The organism is Actinoplanes sp. NPDC026619, from assembly GCF_040638295.1.
GTDB lineage: Bacteria > Actinomycetota > Actinomycetes > Mycobacteriales > Micromonosporaceae > Actinoplanes.
The window spans coordinates 270,444-295,601 of the sequence record NZ_JBEZYA010000009.1 but is presented as its reverse complement, the minus strand read 5'-3'; the positions used below and the strand labels follow the sequence as shown (position 1 = coordinate 295,601).

The following is a 25,158-nucleotide window of genomic DNA, read 5'->3' as shown; positions in this document are numbered from 1 at the left end:
AAAAGCTAAGCCGCCTCGACCTGTACGGTCGGGGCGGCAGGGAGGTCCAGCCAGTCAGCCCAGCGCGGGTCTGGCGTGCGGTGTCCGAGGACCCGCCAGGCCACCCCGCGTGGCGCGGCCGGCACCGAATGGAGCCGCCACCCCAGCTCGGCGGGTGTCTTGTCGCCCTTGCTGTGATTGCACTTGGCGCAGGCGGCCACCACGTTGTCCCAGGCGTGCAAGCCGCCCCGGCTGCGCGGGAACACGTGGTCGATGGTCTCGGCCGAGCCGCGGCAGTAGGCGCACCGGCCGCCGTCCCGGGCGAAGATCGCTCGGCGGGACAGGCCGATGTGGGTGCGGTAGGGAACCTTCACATACCGCGTCAGGCGGACCACTGACGGGACCGGGAGGTTGGTGTGCACGGAGTGCAGGATGCCTTCGCCGTCGGAGACACACTCCGCCTTGGCAGTCAGGACGAGAATGGTCGCTCGACGCACAGATACGACGCACAGCGGCTCGTAGGTGGCGTTCAGTACCAACGCGGATGAGCCCACTGTAGGTCGTATGTCAGGCATCGCGATCACCCTTCGGTGTAGGTGCTAGCAACCGCTCCCGCTGCATCGTGTCCATGGTTCCGTGCGCCAATAGTCCCTGATGAATGACCAAATTGCGAGCCCAATCCGTAGCCGTCCGGTAAACGTCTGAGGTCAGCGAGCTGTGTGCCACCTGAAAGCCGGCCCAGGTTCGCCCGGTACGGTGGCTCCCCGTGTTACTGCTCGCCCCGAACCCCAGCCCCTCGTCATCGACGCCGAGCGTCTTCACATCGATCGACGTGAATCAGCTCTGCAGCACCGACGGCAGCGATGCGCTGTGCAGCCGCGTCTATGACTGGACCGGCAATCAATGGCTCGCCAACTCCAGCTACTGGGTCATCGTCAAGCCGCTGCGGATCCTCGCCATCGTCCTGATCGCGATGCTGGTCCGCTGGCTGCTGCACCGGGCGATCCAGCGGCTCGCCAACAGCACCAGCCGGGCCTCGATGCCGGCCCTGCTGAAGCCGCTGAAGGAGCGGGCCGCCGCGGCCGCCGAGGAGGGGCAGTTCATCCCGGAGCGGCGCCGGCAGCGGGCCGAGGCAATCGGCTCGGTGCTGCGCAGCTTCGTCACCGCCGTGGTCTTCACGATGGCGGTCCTGCTGGTCTTCGGCGAGCTCGGCTTCAACCTGGGCCCGCTGCTGGCCAGCGCCGGCATCGTCGGCGTGGCCCTCGGTTTCGGCGCGCAGAGCCTGGTCAAGGACCTGATAGCCGGTCTTTTCATGCTGCTCGAGGATCAGTACGGGGTGGGCGACACGGTCGACCTCGGCGAGGCGGTCGGCGTCGTGGAGACGGTCGGCCTGCGGATCACCACCGTCCGGGACATGCGCGGCGTGCTCTGGTACATCCGCAACGGCGAGATCGTGCGGGTCGGCAACAAGAGCCAGGGCTGGGCCCTCGTGGTGATCGACATCCCGATCGGCTTCATCAATTCGGAAGAGGCCATCCGGGTGCTGCGCGTCGCGGCGGAGACGGTGGCCGAGTCGCCCGACCACCAGACCGAATTCATCGAGCCGCCGGACGTGGTCGGCGTCGAGCAGCTGACCGTGGACGGCGCGGTGATCCGGACGATCGCCAAGACGACCGCCGACGGCCAGGGCGCCGTCCAGCGGGATCTGCGCCGCGCGCTGATGGAGGCCCTTGAGGTGGCCGGACTCTCCGAACGCATCGCCACCTCTCGATTGATGCCGCGCAGCGCGGTGCCGCCGGCTTATTTGCCGCCTTCGGAACCGGATGAGGCGCCGAAGGACGCGGGCTGACCAGGGATTAGTACTCCCGGGGGATGGTCGGGGTCGGCTGTTCGGCCGATAATCCCGCCGTACGCCCTAGCATCGACTCGGACGATCGGGCAGAATCCGCTTGAGCATCTGCACATGCGGCATCACGTTCCGCCGGGCTCACCGCGGACGTGCCCGGCAAATCGTCGCGACCCGGCGAGCGCCGAGATCGATGGAGGACCTGGTGTCCGAACACCCTGCTGCACGGGGGGCTCACCGAGCCGCAACCGTGACGCAGCGAGACAATCCGGTTACATTCCGGGATGTCCTCGCCGTGCGTGAGTACCGCGCGATCTACGGGTCGTTGCTGGTGAACTGGATCGGCGACTACCTGACCAAGGCCGCCGTCACGGTTCTCGTCTACCAGCAGACCGAGTCGGTGCTCCTGTCGGCGGCAGCGTTCGGGGTCTCCTTCATCCCGTGGATCATCGGCGGCACGCTCCTGTCCGCGCTGGCCGAGCGATATCCGTACCGCCGGGTGCTGATCGTCGCCGACCTGGCGCGGATGGTCACCATCGCACTGCTGCTGATCCCGCACACCCCGACCTGGCTGATGCTGGTCCTGGTGTTCCTGGCCAGCCTCGGCATGCCACCCACCCAGGCGGCCCGCTCGGCGCTGCTGCCGCAACTGGTCAGCCGGGACAAACTGGCCACCGCGATCACCATCAACCAGACGACCACCCAGGCTGCGCAGGTCGTCGGCTACCTGATCGGCGCGACCATCGCGACCGCGATCAGCCCGCGGGTGGCGCTCTCCCTCGACGTGCTGACGTTCGCGCTCTCGGCGATTTTCATCGCCCGCGGCATCCAGCCCCGGCCGCCCGCCAGCGCCCGGGCCGAGCGCCGCCATCTGCTGCGCGAGTCCGGGGAGGGCTTCCAGCTGGTCTTCGGCCGGCCGGTGCTGCGCGCCATCGCCCTGATGGTGTTCCTGTTCACCATGTTCACGATCGTGCCGGAGAGCCTGGCCGCCGCCTGGGCCGCCGAGGGCAGCGGCGACTCCGCCGCCCGCGGCCTCGACCAGGGACTGATCATGGCGGCCAACCCGGTCGGCTTCGTCGTCGGCGGCCTGCTCGTGGCTCGCCTGGCCGGCCCCGCCCTCCGCGACAGGCTGATCTGCCCGTTCGCGATCCTCAGCTCCCTCGCCCTGGTCCCAGCCCTGTTCGACCCGCCGGTGATGGTCGTGGTCGCGATGGTCGCGCTGTCCGGCGTGGCCGGTGGCGGGCTGTCGCCCACCCTCAACGGCAAGTTCGTGCTGATGCTGCCGCACGGTTACCGCGCCCGGGCGTTCGGCGTGATCCAGGCCGGCATGCAGCTCTTCCAGCTCGCCGGCATCGTGATCACCGGCGTGCTGGCCGACCAGTTCCGGTTGCCGCTGGTGGTCGGCCTGTGGAGCATCGCCGGCGTGGCCGTGATGGCCTTCCTGGCGGCCCGCTGGCCCAGCCGGCGGGCGTTCTCCCGGGCCGCCGAGGCGGCCGCCGCCACCATGCCGCCGGTCGACGAGCCGGCCAGGCCGGTGGTGCCCGCGCCCTCCCCCGCCCCCGACGCGGCCGCGGTGGCGAGGACGACCGTCACACCCGAGCCGACCTGACCGGCTGGCAGGATGGACGGGTGAGCGCACCCTCCCCCACCCCTGACGAGATCACCTTCTACGAGGCGATCGGTGGCGAGCCCACGTTCCGCCGGCTCGTCGACCGGTTCTACGAGGGTGTGGCCGGCGATCCGCTGCTCCGCCCGATGTACCCGGAAGAGGACCTGGGGCCGGCCGCCGACCGGCTGACGCTGTTCCTGATCCAGTACTGGGGCGGCCCGAACACGTACTCGGCGAGCCGCGGCCACCCGCGCCTGCGGATGCGGCACGCGCCGTTCGTGGTGGACACCACGGCCCGCGACGCCTGGCTCACCCACATGCGCGACGCGGTCGACTCGCTGGGCCTGGAGAAGCCGCTGGAGACGCAGCTCTGGGACTACTTGGAGCGAGCCGCGTACTTCATGGTGAACGCCTGATCGTTTCTAAGAGCGCTGGTGGATCGTTTGAGCGGATGACAAAAGCTCGATCATCCGCGCTCTGGAGCCGCCCGAAATGCGCCGTCGAACTCTCGCCGCCGTCATCCTCGTCGCCGCCGCCGTGGCGTGCGCGCATCCGGCCGAGGCCGACCCGGCCCAGTCGTCGGTGGTCTCGGCCAACCCGGTCGATTTCACCCCGCACGTCCTCGACGGAACCGTCTGGAGCATGGCTCTGGTCGGCGACACCGTCGTCGTCGGGGGCGCCTTCACCAAGGTCGCCGACTCGAGCCGCCGACACACGTACGCCCGCAAGAATCTGTTCGCTTTCGGGCTGAACGACGGGGAGATCCGCTCGTTCGCCCCCGAGGTGGACGGCGCGGTCTATTCGCTGGCCACCGGCGGGGACACCACGGTGTACGCGGGCGGCGCGTTCAAGTCGGTCAACGGCACCTCGCAGCGCGGCATCACCCGGCTCTACGTGGGCAGCGGCGAGCGGGTCTCGTCGTTCACCGCGACAATCAACTGGGGCGACGTGCGGTCACTGCAGGCGCGCGGATCCATGCTGTACGCCGCCGGCACGTTCTCGGCCATCGGCGGGGGGAACCGGGAGGCCCTGGCCCGGCTCAACGGGACCACCGGCGCGGTCGACACCGGCTTCGACGCGAAACTGACCGCGCCCGGCCTGAGCCGCACCCGGGTCGAGCACTTCGACATCTCCCCCGACGGCCGCCGGCTGGTCGCGGTCGGGGCGCTGCTGCGGGCGAGCGGCTACGACCGGACCCAGATCGCCATGTTCGACGTCTCCGGGCCGCACGCGATCCTGCTGAACTGGTACACCGACGCGTACAAGCCGGCCTGCATGAAGGGCTTCGACACCTACCTGCGGCAGGTCAAGTTCGCGCCGGACGGCTCGTACTTCGTGGTGGCGGCAACCGGCCGGGCCTCGTCGCCGACCTCGCTGTGCGACTCGGCGGCCCGCTTCGAGACCATCGGCAACGGCCGGCACAACCCGACCTGGGTGCAACGCACCGGCGGCGACTCGCTCTACGCCGTGGCGGTGACCGGCAGCGCCGTCTACCTCGGCGGTCACCAGCGCTACTTCGACAACCCCTACGGCACCGACGCGAAGGGCCCCGGCCCCGGCGCGGTCGCCCGCCCGGGCATCGGCGCGGTCAGCACGATCAGCGGCCGCGCCCTGACCTGGAACCCGACCCGCTCCCGCGGCGTAGGCGTCCGCTGCTTCCTGGTGGTCCCGCACGGCCTGCTGGTCGGCTCGGACACCGACCAGCTGGGCCACGAGTACCACGGCCGCATCGGCATGTTCCCGCTCTAGAGCAGAGCGCCCTCGTCATGGAGCCAGTCGACGAAAGAGGTGGCCACCGCGGCGCCGCAGTCGAGCATCTCCACGACGAGGGCGTCGTGGGCGCCGGCGGCCAGGGGGACCTGGAGTTCGGCGTAGATCGGGAGCTGGCCGCGTTCGGTCGGGTCGCCCACATACGCCTTGCAGAAGCGGCGGGTGTGGTTCCACTCGTTGACCACGCGGTAGGCCCGGTCGGCCCAGTCGGGCGGGACGGTCGCATGCGGGCGGGCCCGCATCACGAGAATCTCGTCGTCCGGGCCCTCGAGGGTGAACAGCACCGCGTGCCGTTCCCACATCGCCAGCAGGCTGCCGCCGCCGTCGGCGAGGAACCGGATGTCGAGCATGTCGAGCGCCTTGCCGATACGCGCCAGCGTCACCGGAGCGATCTGCTCGGACTCTTCGGTCTTGACTGCGTCGGACGGAACAACCACCCGGCTCGGCTCGCGCTGAGCCGGAACTCCGACGCGAACGGTGCTCCGCACCGCCGAACCGCTATCAGAATCCGGCGCGTTGCCCGCGGCCGAACCCGGACGCCATGACCACCACGGCATCGTTGCGCACCTCACTCCCCAGCAGACCCACCGCCGGACGTAGCGAAGTGGATCCGGCTGCCGACGGTACCCGTACAGGTCGCGGAGGTCATCCCCCCAACCGGAGGGCGCGACCGGACGTCCGATACGGCATCACCCTTTCGGGTGACTCCCTATAGGCATAACGGTCAATTTGCTGACGGCCTGTAGCCAGGCAACTCCATATGGTGCGGAAAGTCCCACCCAGCGACCGGCCACCCTGACTCGAGTGTCCGGCACGTCGGCGCCTTCCGGCCCAAGAAAACCCATTCGTGAGATCGCCTGGACGAGCCGCTGTGACACCTCGACCGATCTTCCGTCCGGCGGCGTCACAACCAGAGCGACGTGGTCGAGCAGCGCGTCGCGTACCGCCCGCTGACCCACCGCCCGGCCGCTCAGGCCGCCCGCCGTGACCTCCCGCAGGGTGCCGGCCGCCGCGGCGGCCAGGCGGGTCAGCTCCGAGGCCGACACCGACTCCACCGTCTCGCTCGCCGGCGGCGGCAGCGGCCAGCGCCATTGGGCGTCCCGCAGCTCGGGCAGCCGATCGCCGCCCCCGGCCAGCACCGACAGCAGCTCCGAGGCCGACACCGTGGCGTCGTCCGGCCCGCGGCCGGCCACCTCGCGGGTGACCAGCACGTCCCAGGGCAGGCGGGCCCACAGCGCGGTGCGCCCGGCCGAGCCTCGCAACCTCACGGGCGCGCCCGGATCGAGCCTGGTCAACCGGGCCAGGAAAGCTCCTGCGTCGGGGATCCCGAGCAGGCCGTGCCCGCTCATGACTCGCGATAGGGCTCGAGGAACTCTCGCTCGGCCTCGGTCAACCGGCGCGGATGGCTGTTGGCCAGGTTGTACGGCACGCAGACCGACTTCGCCCGGCTGGCCAGCACGCCGTCGTCGAACAGCTCGTAGGACACGGTGAACGACGCGGCCCGCACCTCGGAGATCCACATCTCGATCCGGACCCGCTCGCCGTAGTCGATCGGCCGGAGATAGTCGATCTCGTGTCGGGCGATGACGATGCCCTCCTCGAAGGAGCCCAAGCCGTGCTTGCGGGCCCCGACGAAGAACATCTCGACGCGCGCCTCCTCGTACAGCGTGAGGAAGCGCGCGTTGTTGACGTGCCCGTACGCGTCCAGGTCGGACCAGCGCACGGACACGTCCGACACAAACCTAGTCACGGGTCAGCTTGCGGTAGGTGACCCGATGCGGGCGGGCCGCCTCGGCGCCGAGCCGGTCGATCTTGTTCTTCTCGTACGCGTCGAAGTTGCCCTCGAACCAGAACCACTTGTCCGGTTCCTCGTCGGTGCCCTCCCAGGCCAGCATGTGGGTGGAGACGCGGTCCAGGAACATCCGGTCGTGGGAGATGACCACCGCGCAGCCGGGGAACTCGAGCAGCGCGTTCTCGAGGCTGGACAGCGTCTCGACGTCGAGGTCGTTGGTCGGCTCGTCGAGCAGGATCACGTTGCCGCCGATCTTCAGCGTCATCGCGAGGTTGAGCCGGTTGCGCTCGCCACCGGAGAGCACCTTGACCGGTTTCTGCTGGTCCGGCCCCTTGAAGCCGAACGCCGCCACGTACGCCCGGGACGGCATCTCGACCTTGCCGACCATCAGGTGGTCGAGACCGTCGGAGACGACCTCCCACACCGTCTTGGTGCCGTCGAGGCCGGAGCGGTTCTGGTCGACGTACGACAACTTCACGGTCTCGCCGACCCGCACCTTGCCGGCGTCCGGCTCCTCGAGCCCGACGATGGTCTTGAACAGCGTGGTCTTGCCGACGCCGTTCGGGCCGATGATGCCGACGATGCCGTTACGCGGCAGCGAGAACGACAGGTGGTCGATCAGCGTCCGCCCGTCGAAGCCCTTCTTCAGCTTGTCGGTCTCGATGACGGTGTTGCCCAGGCGCGGGCCCGGCGGGATCTGGATCTCCTCGAAGTCCAGCTTGCGGGTCTTCTCCGCCTCGGTGGCCATCTCCTCGTACCGGTCGAGGCGGGCCTTGCTCTTGGTCTGCCGGGCCTTGGCGTTGGACCGCACCCACTCGAGCTCCTCGGTGAGGCGCTTCTTCATCTTCGCGTCCTTGCGGCCCTCGACCGCGAGACGCTGCGCCTTCTTGTCCAGGTAGGTCGAGTAGTTGCCCTCGTACGGGAACGTGCGGCCACGGTCCAGCTCGAGGATCCAGTTGGCCACGTTGTCCAGGAAGTACCGGTCGTGGGTGATGGCGATGACGGTGCCGGGGTACTTCGCGAGGTGCTGCTCCAGCCAGCTGACGCTCTCCGCGTCCAGGTGGTTGGTGGGCTCGTCGAGCAGCAGCAGGTCGGGCGCCTCGAGCAGCAGCTTGCACAGCGCGACCCGGCGGCGCTCACCACCGGAGAGCTGGGTGACGTCGGCGTCCGGGGGCGGGCAGCGCAGTGCGTCCATCGCCAGCTCGAGCTGGGAGTCGAGGTCCCACGCGTTGGCGTTGTCGAGCTGCTCCTGGAGCTTGCCCATCTCTTCCATGAGCTCGTCGGTGTAGTCGGTCGCCATCTCCTCGGCGATCGCGTTGAACCGGTCGAGCTTGACCTTGGTGCCGGCGACCGCTTCCTCGATGTTGCCGAGGACGGTCTTCGAGTCGTTGAGCGGCGGCTCCTGGGCCAGCATGCCGACGGAGTAGCCGGGCATGAGCCGGGCCTCGCCGTTGCTGACCTGCTCCACGCCTGCCATGATCTTGAGAAGCGTGGACTTACCGGCGCCGTTCGGACCGACCACGCCGATCTTGACGCCCGGCAGGAAGCTCAGGGTCACGTTGTCGAGCACGACCTTGTCGCCGTGCGCCTTACGCGCCTTGTCCAGGACGTAGATGTATTGGGCCACGGTGTGCCCTACCTCCGTGATCATGATTTCTGGTGGCGGCCGAGGTGCCGAATGCAGGGGCAATCTTTCCAGGTCGCCTTCCGGCCACCTCCGACAACCCCGTCCAGGGCGTACGGATTCCCTCAGCCGACCGTCGACACGGCGTTGACCTGGGTCTTGCGCCCGTCCGCGAAACGCACCTCGAGCCGCTTCAGGCTGACCACGAACACGTTCCCGTTGGTCGCGGTCGCGCGATATTCGTCCTCGCCGTCGCGGACGACCTGGGTCAGGAAGAGCCCGTTGCGGCCCTGGATCAGCCGGCCGTCGTCCTGGTGGGTCTTCGACTGGAAATAGAGCGAACCCGCGCCGTCCTGGCAGATCCAGACGACGGTGTCGTTCTCCGTGGTCACCTTGAAGATCCGCCGCAGGTCGCTCGGAAGGCCCTTCTCCGTCGCGGTCTGGAGCGTCTCGTCCGGGCAGAGCGGCCCGGACGGCGCTGACGACTCATAGGTCCCGGTGACCACACCGGTGGTCGGAGTCTCCTGCGCCACCCGCAACTGATCGCGGTGCCGCTCGCCCAGCACGAAGCCGGAGGTCATCCCGATGATGGTCAGAAAAACGGTGGCAATGACCACAGGGAAGAAGATCGGCCGCCGCGGCGGGGAATGGTCATCGGACGATGTCACCGGCCCAGGATGGCACCCGGCAGCCACGTCGGTCCATCCCGGCCGCGCAATACTGGGCGCGCTCCGGCCTGCTACGCACAGTAGGCTCGGGGCGGGAACAGAAACGACCCGGAGGTGCACTCAGCGTGGCCGAACGAAGTTCCTTCGTCGTTGTCGCCAACCGTCTGCCCGTCGATGAGGTCATCAGCCCCGACGGCGAGAAGCAATGGCGTACCAGTCCGGGCGGGCTGGTCACGGCGCTGCATCCGGTCCTCACCGAGCACGGCGGCACCTGGATCGGGTGGGCCGGCGGCAACGGTGAGGCCCCCGAGCCGTTCGAGCTGGAGGGCATCCGCATCCATCCGGTGCCGCTGAGCGCCGAGGAGCTGGAGCGGTACTACGAGGGTCAGTCCAACGCGACGATCTGGCCGCTCTACCACGACGCCGTCGAGACCCCGGTCTACAAGCGCCGCTGGCGTGAGGCCTACCGGATCGTCAACCAGCGGTTCGCCGAGGCCGCGGCCGAGGTCGCCGCCGAGGACGCCACCGTCTGGGTCCAGGACTACCAGCTTCAGCTGGTGCCGGCCATGCTCCGTGAGCTGCGGCCCGACCTGAAGATCGGCTTCTTCCTGCACATCCCGTTCCCGCCGATCGAGCTGTTCATGCAGATGCCGTTCCGCGCCGAGGTGCTGCGCGGCCTGCTCGGCGCCGACCTGGTCGGCTTCCAGCAGCGGCTCGCGGCGCAAAACTTCGTCCGGCTCGCCCGGCACCTGCTCGGCCTGCGTTACGAGGGCCAGTCGATCCAGGTCGACGGCCGCAAGGTCAAGGCGGGCGCGTTCCCGATCAGCATCGACACCCGCGAGATGGAGCGGATGGCGGCCGATCCCAATGTGCAGGCCCGCGCCAAGCAGATCCGCGCCGAGCTGGGCGACCCGAAGACGGTGATCCTCGGGGTCGACCGGCTCGACTACACCAAGGGCATCGAGCTGCGCCTCAAGGCGTTCCGCGAGCTGCTGGCCGACGGCAAGCTCAAGGTCGGCGACGCGGTGATGGTGCAGGTGGCGACGCCCAGCCGGGAGCGAGTGGAGCACTACCAGACGCTGCGGGTGAAAGTGGAGCGCGAGGTCGGCCGGATCAACGGCGAGTTCGCCCGGGTCGGCGTCCCCGCCGTGCACTACCTCCACCAGAGCTACAGCAAGCAGGAGCTCGCCGCGATGTACGTGGCGGCCGACGTCATGATGGTGACGCCGCTGCGCGACGGCATGAACCTGGTCGCCAAGGAATACGTCTCGTGCCGCGCCGACACCGGTGGGGCGCTGGTGCTCAGCGAGTTCGCCGGGGCGGCCACCGAGATGCGGCAGGCGTTCCTGTGCAACCCGCACGACCCCGACGGGGTCAAGGACGCGCTGCTGCGCGCGGTCGCGGCCGAGCCCGCCGAGCTGAAGCGGCGCATGCGGGTCATGCAGCGGCACCTGCGGCAGCACGACGTGGCCGAGTGGGCGCGCACGTTCCTGCACGAGCTGGCCGCGGCGGCCGATCTGAAGGAGCCGGCCGCCGAGGCCGCCTCAGTCGAGGACTGACACGACGTCGCCGATGACGACCGTGGCCGGCGGGCGCAGACCCGCCGCCACGGCATCGTCGGCGACCTGCCCGAGCGTGCTGCGCAGCGATCGCTGATCGGGCGTCGAGCCCTCCTGCACCACGGCCACCGGGGTGTCGGCGGAGCGGCCCTCGGCGATCAGCCGGGCAGCGATCTTCGGCAGGTTCTTCAGGCCCATCATCACCACGATCGTGCCGCGCAGCCGGCCCAGCGCCGCCCAGTCGACCAGCGACTGCGCGCTGTCCGGGGCCACGTGGCCGGAGACGACCGTGAACTCGTGCGCGACGCCACGGTGGGTGACCGGGATGCCGGCCAGCGCGGGCGCCGCGATCGAGCTGGTCACGCCCGGCACGACCAGCACCGGGACACCGGCGGCGGCACAGGCCAGGACCTCCTCGCCGCCTCGGCCGAAGACGTACGGGTCGCCGCCTTTGAGCCGCACCACGAACTTTCCCTCGAGCGCGCGGTCGACCAGGATCCGGTTGATCTCCTCCTGCGCCGCCGACGGGCCGTACGGGATCTTGGCCGCGTCGACCAGCTCGACGTCCGGGCGCAGCTCGCCCAGCAGCAGCCCGGGGATCAGGCGGTCGGCCACCACCACGTCGGCCGCGGCGAGCAGACGGCGGCCCTTCAGGGTGATCAGGTCGGGGTCGCCCGGCCCGGCGCCGACCAGGGCCACCCCCTTGTGCTCGGGCGCCGCCTGCGGCGCGGCCTCGAGAGCGGAGGCAACCAGATCGCGTACGGCCATCGCGCGCCGCCGGTCGCCCCCATCGGTGACCGCCACCGTGACCTGCCCGTGCCGGGTGACGGCCGGGGTCCACGCGGTAGCCGCGTCCCGGTCGTCCGCCCGTACGCAGAAGATCAGGTGTTGCTCCGCGGCCTCGCTCACCTCGGCCGCCGCCGCGGGGTCGTCCACCGCCACCTGCACCAGCCAGGCGCCCTCGACGTCGGCCGGCTGGAAGCGCCGTTCGTGCCAGCCGATCCGCCCGGCATCCACGTGCCCGCGCAGGAACGGGGTCAGCTCGGGCGCCACGATCTCCACCCGGGCGCCCGCCGCGAGCAGCGCCGGAACCCGCCGGGTGGCGACCGCGCCACCCCCGACGACGAGGACCCGCCGGCCGGTCAGGCGCAACGCCAGCGGATAGAGGCTCATTTCTCGGACACTCCCGCCGAGTCGAACGTGGCGACCTCGTGCAGCACCCGCACGGCGGCCGCGACGACCGGCAGGGCGAGCACCGCGCCGCTGCCCTCGCCCAGACGCATGCCCAGGTCGAGCAGGGGCTCGAGGCCGAGGTGGGCGAGCGCGACGGCGGCGCCCGGCTCGGCCGAGAGATGCCCGGCGATCATGGCGGCGACGGCGTCCGGCGCGAACGCGGCGGCGGCGAGCGCGCCCGAGGCGGCGATGACGCCGTCGACGATCACCGGGACCCGGTGGGCGGCCCCGGCCAGGATGAAGCCGGCGATCGCCGCGTGCTCGAGGCCGCCGACCGCGGCCAGGACGCCGAGCGGGTCGGCGGGGTCGGGGGCGTGCCGCTCCAGCGCGGAAGCCACGACGGTGATCTTGTGAGCGTGCGTGGCGTCGTCGATGCCGGTGCCCCGGCCCGTCGCCTGCTCGGCGGTGCAGCCGGTGAACGCGGCGATCAGGGCCGCGGCCGGGGTGGTGTTGGCGATGCCCATGTCGCCGGTGAGCAGGATCTTCGCGCCGCCGTCGATGAGCTGCGTCGCGACCCGGATGCCGGCCTCGACGGCCGCCAGCGCCTCGTCGCGGGTCAGGGCCGGTTCGACGGTCATGTCGCGGGTGCCGCGCCGGACGTTGGCCTCGATGAGACCGGGGCCGGTCGACAGCGGCGTCGCCACACCGACGTCGACCACGGTCACGTCCGCGCCGGCCTGGCGGGCGAACGCGTTCACCACGGCGCCGCCGGCCAGGAAGTTGGCCACCATCTGCGCGGTGACCTCCTGCGGCCAGGGCGAGACACCCTGGGCGTGCACGCCGTGGTCGCCGGCGAAGACCGCGACGGCGGCCGGGGCCGGCAGCGGCGGCGGGCAGACCCCGGCCAGGCCGGCCAGCCGCACCGACAGCTCTTCCAGGGCGCCGAGCGAACCGGCCGGCTTGGTCAGGCGGCTCTGCAGCTCGCGGGCGGCGGCCAGGGCCGGCTGGTCGGCGGGGTGGATCGCCGCCACGGTCGTCTCCAGGGTCACGCTCGCTCCTCGATCACGTTGGTAAGGGTCGCCACGAAGGCGTCGGTGATCGCAGTGTCGCGCACCGCGATCCGCAGCCAGTCGGGGCCCAGCCCCGGAAAAGTATCGCCACGGCGTACCGCGTAGCCACGTTCGCGCAGCTCGAGACGTATTTTGTCGGCGCCGGGCAGGCGTACGGAAGCGAATGAAGCCGCCGGGGTCCCGGCAACCGTGAGGTTCGGCACGTGCGCGAGGCGGCGGAGCAGATGATGTCGCTCGGCCGCCACGCGCGCCGCGATCTCGCGTTCCGCGGCGATCGCGGTGGGTGACGCGCAGGCCTGTGCCGCGGCGAGCGCGGGGGTGGAGACCGCCCATAGCGGTTGCGCCGCGGCCAACGTGGGCAGCAGCTCGGCCGGGCCCAGCAGATAGCCGATCCGCAGGCCGGCGAGGCCCCAGGTCTTGGTGAGGCTGCGCAGGACGACCAGACCGGGAAGATCGCGGCGCTCGGCCAGGCTCTCCGGCTCGCCGTCGAAGCCGGCACGGAACGTGATGTCGGCGAACGCCTCGTCGACCACCAGCACGCGTCCGGGGCGGGCCAGCTTGGCAATCTCCGACGCCGGATGCAACACCGATGTCGGATTTGTCGGGTTGCCCAGAAAAACCAGGTCGGCGTCGTCGGGGATCAGGCCGGCGTCCAGCCGGAACCCGTCCTCCGCGCGCAGCAGGACCCGATGGACGTCGTGACCGGCATTGCGGAGCGCGGCCTCCGGCTCGGTGAACTGCGGGTGCACCACCACCGGCCGGCGCGCACCGCGCAACGCCTGCGCGAGCAGGACGAAGGCCTGCGCGGCGCCGGCGGTCAGCAGCACCTCGGACGGGTCGCGGCGATGCCGCGACGCCACCGCTGCCGTCGCTTCAAGATCCGAGGGGTACGCCCTGAGCTGGGTCAACGAATCGGCGATCGGCGACGACAACCAGGCCGGCATGGGCTCGTGCCGCACGTTGACGGCCAGGTCGATCAGACCGCCGCCCACTTCCGCGTCGCCGTGATGCCCAAGCTCGAACGCCATGGCTCCCAGGATGCCGCACGGTTTTCCTCGTCTCACTTCGGCCGTTTCGTGAGGACATGAACGCTTTTGTCATACCTTCGTGGGGTGGCTGCCGGAAAAATTGCTCCCCTGGTCCGAGCCGGCCTGATCGCGGGTCTCGTGATCGCCGGACTCGCCTACCCCCTCGCCGCCCTCGCCGGAATGGGTGTCAAGGCGGGCACCGATGCGCTCGCAGCCATGCCCGACGACCTCATCGAGGTCCCCACGGCACAAACCACTTATGTGTACGCCAACGACGGCAAAACCCTGCTCACGATGTTCTACGAGGAGCACCGCCGGCCCACCAAGCTGGCCGACATGTCCCCCTACATCGCGCAGGCGATCGTCGCGTCCGAGGACAGCCGCTTCTACGAGCACCACGGCGTCGACGCCAAGGGCGTGGCCCGCGCGTTCGTCGCGAACCGGCAGGCCGGCGGCGTCGCCCAGGGCGCGTCCACGCTGACCATGCAGTACGTACGGATGGCGCTGCGGGACAGCGCGCAGACGCCGAAGGAGGCGCTCGAGGCCACCGAGCAGACCACCCAGCGCAAACTCCGCGAGATGCGGCTCGCCGTCGAGCTGGAACACCGGCTCTCCAAGCAGGAGATCCTCGAGCGCTACCTGAACTCGGCGTACTTCGGTCACCGGGCGTACGGGATCTTCGCGGCCTCCCAGGTGTTCTTCTCCAAGGCCCCGAAGTACCTGGACCTCAACGAGGCGGCGCTGCTCGCCGGGCTGGTGAAAGCGCCGTCCGCGTACGACCCGGCCGGCGGCGACCAGACATCGGCGACCGACCGGCGCAACTACGTGATCGACCAGATGCTCAAGATGCACACGATCACGGCGGCGCAGGCGACCGGCGCCAAGGCCGCGAAGATCGAGCTGAAGCTGAGCACGCCACCGAACGACTGCCTGTCGATCCGGGAGAAGTACAACGACCGGGGCTTCTTCTGCGACTACCTCAAGGCGTGGTGGCGGGAGCAGCCCGCGTTCGGAGCCAGCCCCGAGGAGCGCGAGGAGAACCTGCGCCGCGGCGGCTACCGGGTGATCACCTCGATCGATCCGGCCATCCAGGCGTCGGCGATGAAGCACGTGCTGAACAAGGAGAAGATGCGCAGCCGCTTCGCGCACGGCCAGGTCATCATCGAGCCCAACACCGGCCGGATCGTCAGCATGGCGGTGAACCGGCACTACTCGCTGGCGCCGAACCCGAAGAAGAACACGAACTATCCGAACACGGTGAATCCGCTGCTCGGCGGCGGGCGGATGGCCGGTTACCAGGCCGGATCCACGTTCAAGGTGTTCACGATGCTGGCCGCGCTGGACGCCGGGATGCCGCTGAGCACCAGCTTCATGGCCCCCGAGCGGTACTACTCGAAATACATCACCGCACCCGGCCCGGCCACCTGCGGCACCCACTGGTGCCCGAAGAACTCCAGCAAGGCGATGACCGGCCGGCAGACCATGTGGAGCGGCTTCGGCAAGTCGGTGAACACGTACTTCGTGCAGCTGGAGGAGAAGGTCGGCGCGGACAAGGCGGTCGAGATGGCCGAGCGGCTCGGCCTGAACTGGCGCACCGACGTCGACCGCAAGCTGGCCAGCCCGGAACACGCGGCCGGGTGGGGTGCGTTCACGCTCGGCGTCAGCGACGTGACGCCGATCGAGATGGCGAACGTCTTCGCCACCCTGGCCGCCGAGGGCAACTACTGCGAGCCGCTGCCGGTCGACGCCATCCGCAACCGGGACGGCACCGACACCAAGTTCAAGGGACATGTGGTCGCGGCGCCGCGCTGCCACCGGGTGGTGAGCCCCGACGTCGCCCGCGCGGCGACGGACGCCGCCCGCTGCCCCACGGGCTACGGTTCAGCGCGCGGGTCCTGCAACGGGTGGGGAACTTCGCCGATGGTGTACGCCACGCTGAAGCGCCCGGTGGCCGGCAAGAGCGGCACCACCGACAGCAACAAGACCGCCTGGTTCTGCGGTTTCACCCCGCAGCTGGCCGGGGCGACGTTCGTGGCCGACCCCGACGATCCCAACGACTACGTGGGCACGAGCCGCTCCACGATCTCGAAATACACCTTCGCCGAGACGCTGAAGGATGCGCTGAAGGGTCAGCCGAAGCTCAAGTTCACGCCGCCGACCCGGGCGATGACCTACGGCGAGCGCGGCGGCCACCGATCCCGCTCGGACGACTCGGACGAGTCCCGGTCGGACTCCGATGCCGACTCCGATCGCGTCCGGTCGGAGGAGACCCACTCGGACGACCCGCGGCCGCGCCATCACCGATCGAAGAAGCCGCGGCCCGAGCACTCCCGGTCGGAGTCGCCGCGGCCGGAGCGCTCCCGCTCGGACGATTCCGGGACGGGTAATTCCGGCTCGGAAGATTCGCCCTGGGGCGGCGACTGAGCCCAGCAGTCGCTGGGGCCGGGCGGGGGCTCAGGCGGCCGGGGCCGACAGGATGCGGCGCCGGGGTGGGCGCCGCCAGTGCGGATCACGGCCGGCCAGGGCCAGCGCCTGATCGAGCAGGGTGGCCTCGCTGTCGGTGGGCACCAGCGGGCCGAAGAGGCCCGGGGTGCCATCGGCCGGCCCCTGGGACAGGAACTCGATCAGAACCTCGAGGGTGCGCGGGTCGGTCGCGTATTCCTGGCCGGTCGCCCGGGCCAGGTCCGAGCTGTGCATGACCAACTCGTTCATCGCGACGATGCCGAGGGACGCGGCCGGCATGGTCACGCCGCCCGCCTGGGACGTGCCGGTCCAGGAGGCCGGGTCTTTCCACGCGGTGGACAGCTCCTCCAGCAGGACCGGAAGACTGCTGCGCCAATGCCGGGAGAGGTGCTGGGCCGAGGGCGCCGGCGGCGGCCCGCCGGTGCCGGGCGCGTCGGTGCGTTTCCGGGCGGCCTGGGTGAACGCATAGGACAGGCCCATCAAATGATCGAGAAGGGCGGCCACGGTCCACTCGGGGCATGGAGTGGGCCCGGCCAGCTCAGCGTCGCCGATGCCCAGCAGAAGCGCTCGCAACTTACGAACCGGGGGGTCGAAATCCAGCGGCACACGATCGGCCACGGTCATCCTCCTTCGGGTCGTCGGTGTTAACTCCACGTTACGGGTGGGGTACGACACTTTCGGGCCCGAGGAGGGGCGTTTTCGCGGCTGAGCGGGTTTCCGATGCAACATTTTCCAAGCTCTTGACCACGGCGTGGATCAGAGTCCGGAAGATCGACGGATCAGGAAGCGATGATGTTCGCTGTGTCGGACAGGTCGGGAACGCTCCCCTGACCCGGCGCGGGCATCGGGGCCGGACCGGACTCCGGTGCTTGCCCAGGGCCGTGCCCGGGCCCGATGGCCGGCGGCCGCGGCCCGCTCGCCGGTGGCCTCGGGTGGCCGTGCGGCGCCCCGGGCGGTCCCGGCGGGAACGGCGGGCGCTGGCCGTGTGCCATCGGGGAGGCCGGCTGGGCGTACGCCACCGGCTGGTGCTCGTAGGACTCGTCGCCGGCGACCGCCGGGGAGGCCGGCTGACCATACGTTCCCGGCTGCTCGAACGGGCTGCGCGGCTCGAACGGGCCGTCGTCGAACGGGCCCTGCGCCTCGTTCGGCATCGCTGACGAGGCCGCCACCGGCACCGGGTAGGCGTGCGGGAGCGGGTGCGCGTGCGGGATCGGGTGCGGCATCGGCGCCGGCTGGGCATGCGGGTGCTGGTGCGGACCGTGCGACACCGGCACGGCCGGCCCGGCGATCGCGGCCAGCACCACCCGCTTGGCGATCTCGGGGGCGGCCGCCCAGTGCAGGCCCAGCTGGGAGGCATGCACCTGCCGCCAGACGAAGCCCTCGGGGTTGCCGCCCGACCAGGTCCACGCCGGCACCGAGCCGGCCCGCGGCGTGACGATCGCGCGGTGCTGCTTGTAGCCGGTGATCCGGGCGCCGGCCGGGGCCAGCAGCGAATTGGTCGGCGCGGTCGCCTCGCGGTAGCCGGCGACCGTCTGCTCGCCGGTGACCGCGGATGTGTCCAGCACCGCGCACATCGGCCGCCCGTCGAAGTCGCGGCCCAGCCAGGGCAGCGCCACGCCCTCGGCGACCACCGGCCAGCCGTCGTGCGCGAACTTCGCGACCGCGTTGCACAGCCGGCGATTGGCGGAGAGCTCCTCGGCGTACCCCTCGGGCAGGCCGGCGCCGATGATCAGCGCGCGCGTCCCGGCCGGCAGCGCCTCGTCGCGCAGCGGATCGACGACGGCCACGTCGGCGCCGGCCGCGGTGAGCAGCTCGGCGGTCTCGACGTACGTGTACGGCGCGCCCGGCCCACCGGCCAGCGCGACGATCGGACGGGGCCCGGCCACCTCGCCGCCCACCGCGTCGCCGGGCGTCCAGATCGGGCCCGGCAGGGCCGGCGCCCCGGCGGCCAGCGCCATCAGGCGCTCAAGATCGAGACCGGCGGCGATCGACTCGCCCAGCCGGCGCACCGCGCGGATCGCCTCGACCGTGCGATGCGCCACCGGCACCGGGCCGTGCGCCCGAGCGGGCAGAACGTTCGGCAGGTCGCCGCGGCGCAGCGCGCCCAGCACCGGCATGCCGATGTCGTCGAGCGCGGTGCGCAGCATCTCCTCGTGCCGGGGCGACGCCACCCGGTTGAGGATCACCCCGCCCAGGTGCACCATCTCGTCGAACATGCGGAAGCCGTGCACCAGCGCAGCCAGCGAGTGGCCCATCGCGGCGACGTCGACGACCAGCACCACCGGCGCGCGCAGGGCGGCGGCGACCGCGGCCGTCCCGTCCACCTCCGGCTGCCCGGTCAGCGAGTCGAACAGGCCCATGGCGCCCTCGATGACCGAGAGCTGCGCGCCCGACGCGCCGTGCGCGAAGAGCGGGGCGATGCGCTGCGCGCCCACCAGCCGCGGGTCGAGGTTGCGGCCGGGGCGACCGGCGGCCAGACCGAGGTACGCGGCGTCGGTGTGGTCGGGACCGACCTTGAAACCGGCGGCCGGGATGCCACGAGCCACGCATGCCGCGAGCAGTCCGACGGCGACGGCCGTCTTCCCGTGCCCCGACGAGGGGGCGCTCACGACCAGGCGAGGCTGGGCGCTCATCAATGCTTCTCCTGACGTGTATCGGCACGCACGTGAACAGCGCCGCCGATCGGGAGAGTACCCGGCTGCGGGAGCGGTCGCCCGGTGCCGGGTAGCCTCGCGGTGTGTACCGGTTCCTGCTGACGCCGCGCTGGCTGGGCGCCGCCGTGCTGACCGTCGTCGCTTCAGTGATCATGGTCATGCTCGGCAACTGGCAGCTGCACCGGTACCACGAACGCACTGCCATCAACGACCGGATCGACGCGGCCGACTCGACCCAGGCGGTCCCGCTCACGTCCATCCTGGCAGCGCCGTCCGGCGCCGGCACCGCGGGCGCTTCCCCTGGTAAAGGCCGGGCCTGGACGAAGGTCACGGTGTCCGGCCGCTACGACACCGCACACGAGATCCAGGCCCGCGGCCGCACCGTCGACAGCGACGTCGGCTTCGAGATCATCACGCCGCTGGTGCTGGCCGACGGCACCGCGGTGCTGGTCGATCGCGGCTGGGTGCCGGCCCCGCCGAGCGGCGCCAGCGCCGCGCCGACCGTGCCCGCGGCGCCGGCCGGCGAGGTCACCGTGGTGGGACAGGTTCACCTGTCGGAAAGCCGACCAGGGGCGATCGAGCACCGGGACGGCCGGCTGGACACCCGGCGGATCTCGGTCTCCCGGCTCGCGCACGAGATGCCCTATCCGCTGTACGGGGCGTACGTGCTCCTGCTGGAACAGACGCCGGCCAACGACGCGGCCTTCACCAAGATCCCGATCGACCACGAGGACGCCTGGCAGAACGGCGGCTACGCGGTCCAGTGGTGGCTGTTCTCGGTGATGGCGCTGATCGCCTACGGCGTGCAGGTGCGCAAGGAGGCGCAGGGCGACGGCAAGCCGAGGCCGGCGAAAAAGCCGAAGCTGCGCGACCGGGTCGCCGAGGCGGACCGCAAGCGCGAGGTTGCCCGGACCGCCGCGCTCCGCGAACCGGTGGACCGGGTCGAGGAAGCGGACCGGAAGGCCCGTCTCACCGCCCAGGATTAGGCCGTGTTTCAGAAAACGGTCGCGCTGCGGTGAGGTCCAGGTGTCGGCTGGGTGTGCGCCGGAATTGCCCGGATACCGGTGTTGTATCTGGGTGATTTCGGCGTGCGGCCAGGCGGCGGCTGGGCCACGCCGCAGCCCGGCCGTTTTCTGAAACACGGCCTAGGCTGCGCCGATCGACCGGACGGTGTCGATCGTGTCGGCCTCGCTCGCCGGCTTGTCGTCGCGGTAGCGCAGCACCCGGGCGAACCGCAGCGCCACCCCGCCCGGGTAGCGCGGCGAGCTCTGCACCCCGTCGAACGCGATCTCGACGACCTGCTCGGGCCGCACCCGCACCACCCAGCCGTCGTCGCCGGTGGCCAGCTCCTGGAAACGCGCGGTCTGCCAGCGCAGCAGCTCGTCGGTGAGCCCCTTGAACGTCTTGCCGAGCATCACGAAACCGCCGGTGGCCGGGTCGAGCGCGCCCAGATGCAGGTTGGACAGCCAGCCCTTGCGCCGGCCGTGCCCCCACTCGACGGCCAGCACGACCAGGTCGAGGGTGTGCCGGGGCTTGACCTTGACCCAGGCGGCGCCGCGGCGGCCCACGTCGTAGGGCGCCTCCAGCGCCTTGATCACCACGCCCTCCTGGCCGGCGGCCAGCGCGGCGGCGAAGGCCGCGGCCGCCTCCTCCTCGGTGGCGGCCGTGGTGCGCCCCACGAGCAGGTCGGCCGGCAGCGTGTCGGCGAGGGCCTGCCAGCGCACCCGGCCCGGCTCGTCGAGCAGGTCGGCGCCGTCGAGATGGAGGAGATCGAAGAAGTAAGGAACCAGGTGGGCGGTGGTCGCGCCCCGGGTGGCGGCCCGGCTCGACGTCTCCTGGAACGGGCGCGGGCGGCCGTCGGGGCCGAGCGTCATCGCCTCGCCGTCGAGCACGGCCTCGCGCAGCGGCAGCTTGCGGACGGCCTCGACCACCTCGGGCATCCGGCCGGTGATGTCGTCGAGGCTGCGGGTGAAGACGGCCACGTCGTCGCCGGAGCGGTGCACCTGGATGCGGATGCCGTCGAGCTTGACGTCGACCGCGGCCGGCGCGCCGGTGGCCAGCAGCGCGGCGCCCACGTCGGGGGCGCTCTGCGCGAGCATCGGGGTGAGCGGGGTGCCGACCCGCAGACGGATCTCGGCCAGCGCGGCCGCGCCGCCGGTCAGCGCGGCCACCGCGACCTGCTTGAGGTCGCCGGAGAGCAGCAGCGCCCGGCGCACCGCGACCAGCGGCACCTCGGCGGACCGGGCGATCGCGTCGGCGAGCAGCCCGGCCTGGGCGCCCTGCCGCAGCTCGCCGGAGAACAGGCCGATCAGCAGCCGCTGCTCGTCGGCGGTGGCCGCCCCGAACAACGCGCCGAGCAGCTCACGCCGCCGGGCCTGCGAACCGGCCCCGGCCACCACCGAGATCTCGGCGATCGCCGCGTCGACCGCGCCGACCGTGAGGGTCGGCTCGGCGGCCGGCGCCGGCCGGTCGCGCAGGCTCGCATAGCCGACGCCGGTCTGCCGTTGCCGCAGCTCACCGGCAAGATAGGCGGAACCGGCGGCGATCTCGTCGACGTCGAGCCGCCGGAGCGCGTCGGCCAGCAGCTCGATCTTGGCCTTGCGCCCGGAGGTTGCTGTAACGGCGGCAGAGGTGGCCGCCAGGTCTAGGAACCGCACGGGCCCATCCTGGCAGCCACCTCCGACATTTTCGCCCGCTCACGAAGCTCCCGACCCCCGGTCTCTTCGCGATGTGGGCGTTCCGCGCACTCCCCCCGTTGACAGGGCGCGAAAATCAGGCCGCGAGCGGCTCGGCGATGCGGAACCCGCGGGCCCGCACCGCGTCGGCGACGCGGGTCAGCTGGGCGTCGATGGCGCACAGTGTCTGGGAGATCTCGTCGAGGTGGTCGTTGAGGGCGGAGTCGTCCCATCCCGTCACGTCGACCTCGTCGAGCGCGCGCACGGCGGCGCGCAGTCGGACGATGGATTCGAGGCGGTCACGGGAGCGAAGTCGATCGATGGCGTGGCGCGGCCCGACGGGCATCGGACGCACCACCAGGGTCACCGAGGCAGGCACATCATTCGAACGCATGTTCGAGATCCTAACAGGATCGGCACCTACATCAAATGGCCGAACGCCTCCGTGGCGTCACCCGGAAGGGCCTGCGCGGCAACGAATCCGTCCGGCCGGACCAGGTACAGATGCCCTGGTCGCAGCGGTGTTTGCGGGGCCGCCGGGAAGATGTGGACCGGGATGCCGAGGTCGGGCGCCTCGGTCGCGGTCACTCCCCCGTAGGCGTGAACCTGCCACTGCAGCGAACGCAGCACGGCGAAGTTGTCGCCGGCCCACGGCAGGCGCCGGCCGACCACCGGATCACGCTCGCTCTTCGCGCCGGGAGTCATCGGGTAGTGGATCCGGATCTGGGAGACGTACTGGAAGAGGCGGGAGCCGCCCCGGGTCGACGGCACCAGGCGCACGCCCAGCGGCGCGGCCAGCGGCACGATCGCGCGGCGCAGAGCCCGCGAGACCCGCGACTGGGCGGTGATCGCGCCGAAGATCCGGTCGGTCGTGCCCACCAGCCGCTTCGCGACCGGGCGGCGTTCCGCCTCGTACCGGTCGAGCCAGGTGTCCTTGCGCCGGCCCCGCACCACGTCGGCCAGCTTGAAGGCGAGGTTGTGGGCGTCCTGCAGGCCGGTGTTCATGCCCTGGCCGCCGACCGGCGAGTGCACGTGCGCGGCGTCGCCGGCCAGGAAGAACGGCCCGTCCCGGAACTGCGCGGCGATCCGGTGATGCACCTTGTAGGTGGTGAACCAGCGGGCCTGGTCGTAGGTGACCGCGAACCGGCGCAGCCGCGGCCGGACGTCCTCCTCGGTGAGCGTGCCGTCGGAGTCGGAGTCGCGCACCAGGCCGATCAGCCGCCAGGCGCCGCGGCCACGCATCGGGAAGCCGAGCAGGAAGTCGTCGGTGCCGGGACGCACGTTGATCGCGCCCTCGACCATCCCGGCCGTAGCCAGCGCGTCGATCACGTAGAACCGGTGCGGGTTGGTGACGCCCTCGAAGTCGATCCGGCGCGCGCGGCGGATCGCCGAGTTGGCGCCGTCGCAGCCGACGCAGAAACGGGCCCGGATGGTGTCGTTGCCGGCCTTCGCCTCGACCCCGTCGTCGGTCTGCACCACCGCGGTCACCGGCGTCTCCCAGCGCACGCAGCCGCCGAGCTTCTGCAGGTTCTCGTGGAGGATCTCCTCGTTACGGCTCTGCTCGAGGATCTCGATATAGGGGTACGGCGTGACGCCGTGCCCGATCCGGCCGAGCGGCACCCGGCCGTAGACCCGGTCGAGGAAGCCGGGCGCGACCGCGTCGGCGCGCTGGGCCGCGGACAGCACGACGTCGCCGATCCCGAGCTGGTCGTAGATTTCGAGGCTGCGGGCCTGGACGACCAGTGCCCGGGATTCCCGGGTCGGGCCGTCCTTGCCGTCCACCACGATCACGTCGACCCCGAGTTTGACCAGCCAGTTGGCCAGCATCAGCCCGGTCGGACCGGCGCCCGCCACCAGCACGTCGCACGTCAGGTCGGCCATCGGCGACCCGCCTCCTTCAGCTCGTCAGCGCCTCCGCCACGTTTTTCAGCAGCAGGGCCTCGGCCACGCACACCCGCTCGAACTCGCCGAGGTGCAGGCTCTCGTCGGGGCCGTGCGCACCCGAGTACGGGTCTTCCACGCCGGTCACCAGGATCGCGGCCTGCGGGAACAACTCCTGGAAGGTGGCGATGAACGGGATCGACCCGCCGACGCCCATGTCGACCGGCTGGGTGCCGTCCCAGGCGGCGGCGAACGCGGCGCGGGCCGCGTCGTACACCGGGCCGGTCGCGTCGATCACGCAGGCCGAGCCGCCGGCCTCCAGGGTCACCTCGATCTGGGCGCCCCAGGGGACGAACTTCTCCAGGTGGGCGCGGACCGCCGCGTACGCAGACGTGGGGTCGTCGCCGGGCGCCAGCCGTACGCTGATCTTCGCCTTGGCACTGGGTTGAAGAGCGTTGGCCGCCTCGAAGGTGCGGGGCGCGTCGATGCCGAGCACCGAGATGGCCGGCTTGGTCCAGATCCGGTCGGTGATCGTGCCGTGGCCGATCAGCTTCACCCCGTCGACGACGCCACCCTCGTGGCGGAACCGGTCCTCCGGGTAGTCGACGCCGGCGCCCTCGCGGCCGACCAGCCCGTCGACCGCGACCTCGCCGTCCTCGTCGTGCAGGGTGGTCAGCAGGCGGGCCAAGGTCATCAGAGCGTCCGGCACGGGACCGCCGAACATGCCGCTGTGCACGGCACTCTTGAGCACCTTGACCTCGGCGAAGAGGTTGACGATGCCGCGCAGCGAGGTGGTCAGCGCGGGCTGGCCGATGTCCCAGTTGCCGGAGTCGGCGATCACGATGACGTCGGAGCGCAACGTGTCGAGGTGCGCGGCGATGATGTCGTTGAGCGAGTCGGAGCCGTACTCCTCCTCGCCCTCGACGAAGACCACCACCCCGACCGGCAGCTGGTCGCCGAACGCGCGCAGCGCGGCGACGTGCGCCATCACACCGGCCTTGTCGTCGGCGGCGCCCCGGCCGTAGAGCCGGCCGTCCCGCTCGACCGGCTCGAACGGCTCGCTCGTCCACAGCGCCGGATCGCCGGTCGGCTGCACGTCGTGATGCGCGTAGAGCAGCACGGTGGGCGCGCCGGCCGGCGCCGCCTTGTGGCCGATGACCGCGGGCTGCCCGCCGTGCCGCACGATCTCGGTCTCGAGCCCGCAGCCACGCAGCAGCTCGGCGACGGCCTCCGCGGACCGCTCGACCTGGGTGTGGTCGAAGCCCTCGAAGGCGATGCTCGGGATCCGGACCAGGTTTTCCAGGTCGGCACGGACCCCGGGCATCTCGCGCGCGATCGCGGCGCGCAGATCGGTTTCACTCAAGCTC

The 25,158-nt window shown here is 71.1% G+C and carries 21 protein-coding genes and 1 pseudogene; 7 read left to right on the top strand and 15 right to left on the bottom strand.

The window, feature by feature from the left end; genetic code table 11:
• Positions 1-5: 5 nt before the first annotated feature.
• Positions 6-554, bottom strand: a complete 549-nt coding sequence (locus tag AB0E90_RS21915) for an HNH endonuclease (protein ID WP_360408341.1) — start codon at positions 552-554, stop codon at positions 6-8.
• A 251-nt stretch (positions 555-805) separates the two neighbouring features.
• Between AB0E90_RS21915 and AB0E90_RS21910 the strand changes: the two genes are divergently transcribed.
• The 4 genes from AB0E90_RS21910 (at position 806) to AB0E90_RS21895 (ending at position 5,183) form a co-directional block, all read left to right on the top strand.
• Positions 806-1,828, top strand: coding sequence for a mechanosensitive ion channel family protein (locus AB0E90_RS21910; protein WP_360408505.1), 1,023 nt, complete (start codon positions 806-808; stop codon positions 1,826-1,828).
• 292 nt (positions 1,829-2,120) lie between these two features.
• Positions 2,121-3,434 carry an MFS transporter gene (locus AB0E90_RS21905; protein WP_360408338.1) on the top strand — a complete coding sequence of 438 codons (1,314 nt, stop codon included), beginning with the start codon at positions 2,121-2,123 and terminating at the stop codon, positions 3,432-3,434.
• A 20-nt stretch (positions 3,435-3,454) separates the two neighbouring features.
• A complete protein-coding gene (locus AB0E90_RS21900; RefSeq protein ID WP_360408335.1) occupies positions 3,455-3,850 on the top strand; it encodes a globin in 396 nt (131 codons plus the stop codon).
• Positions 3,851-3,926: 76 nt separating this feature from the next.
• Complete coding sequence (locus tag AB0E90_RS21895) at positions 3,927-5,183, top strand: delta-60 repeat domain-containing protein (protein ID WP_360408332.1); 1,257 nt, start codon at positions 3,927-3,929, stop codon at positions 5,181-5,183.
• Here AB0E90_RS21895 and AB0E90_RS21890 read toward each other — a convergent pair.
• The 5 genes from AB0E90_RS21890 to AB0E90_RS21870 form a co-directional block, all read right to left on the bottom strand.
• Positions 5,180-5,761 (bottom strand): YbjN domain-containing protein, encoded by a 582-nt coding sequence (locus tag AB0E90_RS21890; RefSeq protein ID WP_360408329.1) that lies wholly within the window; start codon positions 5,759-5,761, stop codon positions 5,180-5,182. The two genes, AB0E90_RS21895 and AB0E90_RS21890, sit on opposite strands and share 4 nt — an antisense overlap.
• Before the next feature lie 132 nt (positions 5,762-5,893).
• Positions 5,894-6,553 (bottom strand): hypothetical protein, encoded by a 660-nt coding sequence (locus AB0E90_RS21885; RefSeq protein ID WP_360408327.1) that lies wholly within the window; start codon positions 6,551-6,553, stop codon positions 5,894-5,896.
• Positions 6,550-6,954 carry a thioesterase family protein gene (locus AB0E90_RS21880; protein ID WP_360408324.1) on the bottom strand — a complete coding sequence of 135 codons (405 nt, stop codon included), beginning with the start codon at positions 6,952-6,954 and terminating at the stop codon, positions 6,550-6,552. The genes AB0E90_RS21885 and AB0E90_RS21880 overlap by 4 nt, the downstream gene beginning before the upstream one ends.
• Complete coding sequence (ettA, locus tag AB0E90_RS21875; RefSeq protein WP_360408502.1) at positions 6,947-8,623, bottom strand: energy-dependent translational throttle protein EttA; 1,677 nt, start codon at positions 8,621-8,623, stop codon at positions 6,947-6,949. The genes AB0E90_RS21880 and ettA overlap by 8 nt, the downstream gene beginning before the upstream one ends.
• Before the next feature lie 122 nt (positions 8,624-8,745).
• A complete protein-coding gene (locus AB0E90_RS21870) occupies positions 8,746-9,288 on the bottom strand; it encodes a hypothetical protein (RefSeq protein WP_360408321.1) in 543 nt (180 codons plus the stop codon).
• Between the two features lie 125 nt (positions 9,289-9,413).
• On the opposite strand from AB0E90_RS21870, the gene AB0E90_RS21865 reads away from it, so the two are divergent.
• On the top strand, positions 9,414-10,847 hold the full coding sequence (locus tag AB0E90_RS21865; RefSeq protein WP_360408318.1) for a trehalose-6-phosphate synthase: 1,434 nt from the start codon (positions 9,414-9,416) through the stop codon (positions 10,845-10,847).
• Here AB0E90_RS21865 and cobA read toward each other — a convergent pair.
• The 3 genes from cobA to cobC are packed head-to-tail and all read right to left on the bottom strand — an operon-like array spanning position 10,833 to position 14,118.
• Positions 10,833-12,020, bottom strand: a complete 1,188-nt coding sequence (cobA, locus tag AB0E90_RS21860) for a uroporphyrinogen-III C-methyltransferase (RefSeq protein WP_360408315.1) — start codon at positions 12,018-12,020, stop codon at positions 10,833-10,835. The genes AB0E90_RS21865 and cobA overlap by 15 nt on opposite strands.
• Positions 12,017-13,069, bottom strand: coding sequence for a nicotinate-nucleotide--dimethylbenzimidazole phosphoribosyltransferase (gene cobT / locus AB0E90_RS21855; RefSeq protein ID WP_360408312.1), 1,053 nt, complete (start codon positions 13,067-13,069; stop codon positions 12,017-12,019). Before cobT ends, cobA begins: the two co-directional genes overlap by 4 nt.
• Entirely contained in the window at positions 13,066-14,118 is a 1,053-nt protein-coding gene (gene cobC, locus AB0E90_RS21850) for an Rv2231c family pyridoxal phosphate-dependent protein CobC (protein WP_360408309.1), read from the bottom strand. Before cobC ends, cobT begins: the two co-directional genes overlap by 4 nt.
• A gap of 84 nt (positions 14,119-14,202) precedes the next feature.
• On the opposite strand from cobC, the pseudogene AB0E90_RS21845 reads away from it, so the two are divergent.
• Positions 14,203-16,287, top strand: a pseudogene (locus AB0E90_RS21845) (transglycosylase domain-containing protein); the annotation flags it as partial.
• Between the two features lie 285 nt (positions 16,288-16,572).
• Here the strand turns inward: AB0E90_RS21845 and AB0E90_RS21840 are convergent.
• Both AB0E90_RS21840 and AB0E90_RS21835 read right to left on the bottom strand, forming a co-directional pair.
• Positions 16,573-17,205: a TIGR03086 family metal-binding protein gene (locus AB0E90_RS21840; protein WP_360408306.1), complete on the bottom strand. Its 633-nt coding sequence runs from the start codon at positions 17,203-17,205 to the stop codon at positions 16,573-16,575.
• A gap of 155 nt (positions 17,206-17,360) precedes the next feature.
• Positions 17,361-19,214 carry a cobyrinate a,c-diamide synthase gene (locus AB0E90_RS21835; protein WP_360408303.1) on the bottom strand — a complete coding sequence of 618 codons (1,854 nt, stop codon included), beginning with the start codon at positions 19,212-19,214 and terminating at the stop codon, positions 17,361-17,363.
• A gap of 104 nt (positions 19,215-19,318) precedes the next feature.
• On the opposite strand from AB0E90_RS21835, the gene AB0E90_RS21830 reads away from it, so the two are divergent.
• A complete protein-coding gene (locus AB0E90_RS21830) occupies positions 19,319-20,221 on the top strand; it encodes an SURF1 family protein (protein ID WP_360408300.1) in 903 nt (300 codons plus the stop codon).
• A gap of 159 nt (positions 20,222-20,380) precedes the next feature.
• On the opposite strand, the gene AB0E90_RS21825 is transcribed toward AB0E90_RS21830, so the two are convergent.
• The 4 genes from AB0E90_RS21825 to AB0E90_RS21810 all read right to left on the bottom strand — a co-directional run bounded on the left by AB0E90_RS21825 (position 20,381) and on the right by AB0E90_RS21810 (position 25,154).
• Positions 20,381-21,892 (bottom strand): ATP-dependent DNA ligase, encoded by a 1,512-nt coding sequence (locus AB0E90_RS21825; protein ID WP_360408297.1) that lies wholly within the window; start codon positions 21,890-21,892, stop codon positions 20,381-20,383.
• A 115-nt stretch (positions 21,893-22,007) separates the two neighbouring features.
• On the bottom strand, positions 22,008-22,196 hold the full coding sequence (locus AB0E90_RS21820; protein ID WP_239147220.1) for a hypothetical protein: 189 nt from the start codon (positions 22,194-22,196) through the stop codon (positions 22,008-22,010).
• Between the two features lie 134 nt (positions 22,197-22,330).
• Positions 22,331-23,791 (bottom strand): FAD-dependent monooxygenase, encoded by a 1,461-nt coding sequence (locus tag AB0E90_RS21815; RefSeq protein WP_360408294.1) that lies wholly within the window; start codon positions 23,789-23,791, stop codon positions 22,331-22,333.
• Between the two features lie 16 nt (positions 23,792-23,807).
• A complete protein-coding gene (locus AB0E90_RS21810) occupies positions 23,808-25,154 on the bottom strand; it encodes a dipeptidase (protein WP_360408498.1) in 1,347 nt (448 codons plus the stop codon).
• Between the last annotated feature and the right edge of the window lie 4 nt (positions 25,155-25,158).

Coding starts and splice junctions, on each gene's coding strand:
- cobC (WP_360408309.1), bottom strand. CDS start 14,118: ATGGCGTTCGAGCTTGGGCATCACGGCGACGCGGAAGTGGGCGGCGGT.
- AB0E90_RS21815 (WP_360408294.1), bottom strand. CDS start 23,791: ATGGCCGACCTGACGTGCGACGTGCTGGTGGCGGGCGCCGGTCCGACC.
- AB0E90_RS21885 (WP_360408327.1), bottom strand. CDS start 6,553: ATGAGCGGGCACGGCCTGCTCGGGATCCCCGACGCAGGAGCTTTCCTG.
- AB0E90_RS21895 (WP_360408332.1), top strand. CDS start 3,927: ATGCGCCGTCGAACTCTCGCCGCCGTCATCCTCGTCGCCGCCGCCGTG.
- cobA (WP_360408315.1), bottom strand. CDS start 12,020: ATGAGCCTCTATCCGCTGGCGTTGCGCCTGACCGGCCGGCGGGTCCTC.
- AB0E90_RS21915 (WP_360408341.1), bottom strand. CDS start 554: ATGCCTGACATACGACCTACAGTGGGCTCATCCGCGTTGGTACTGAAC.
- AB0E90_RS21835 (WP_360408303.1), bottom strand. CDS start 19,214: ATGAGCGCCCAGCCTCGCCTGGTCGTGAGCGCCCCCTCGTCGGGGCAC.
- AB0E90_RS21840 (WP_360408306.1), bottom strand. CDS start 17,205: ATGACCGTGGCCGATCGTGTGCCGCTGGATTTCGACCCCCCGGTTCGT.
- AB0E90_RS21890 (WP_360408329.1), bottom strand. CDS start 5,761: ATGCCGTGGTGGTCATGGCGTCCGGGTTCGGCCGCGGGCAACGCGCCG.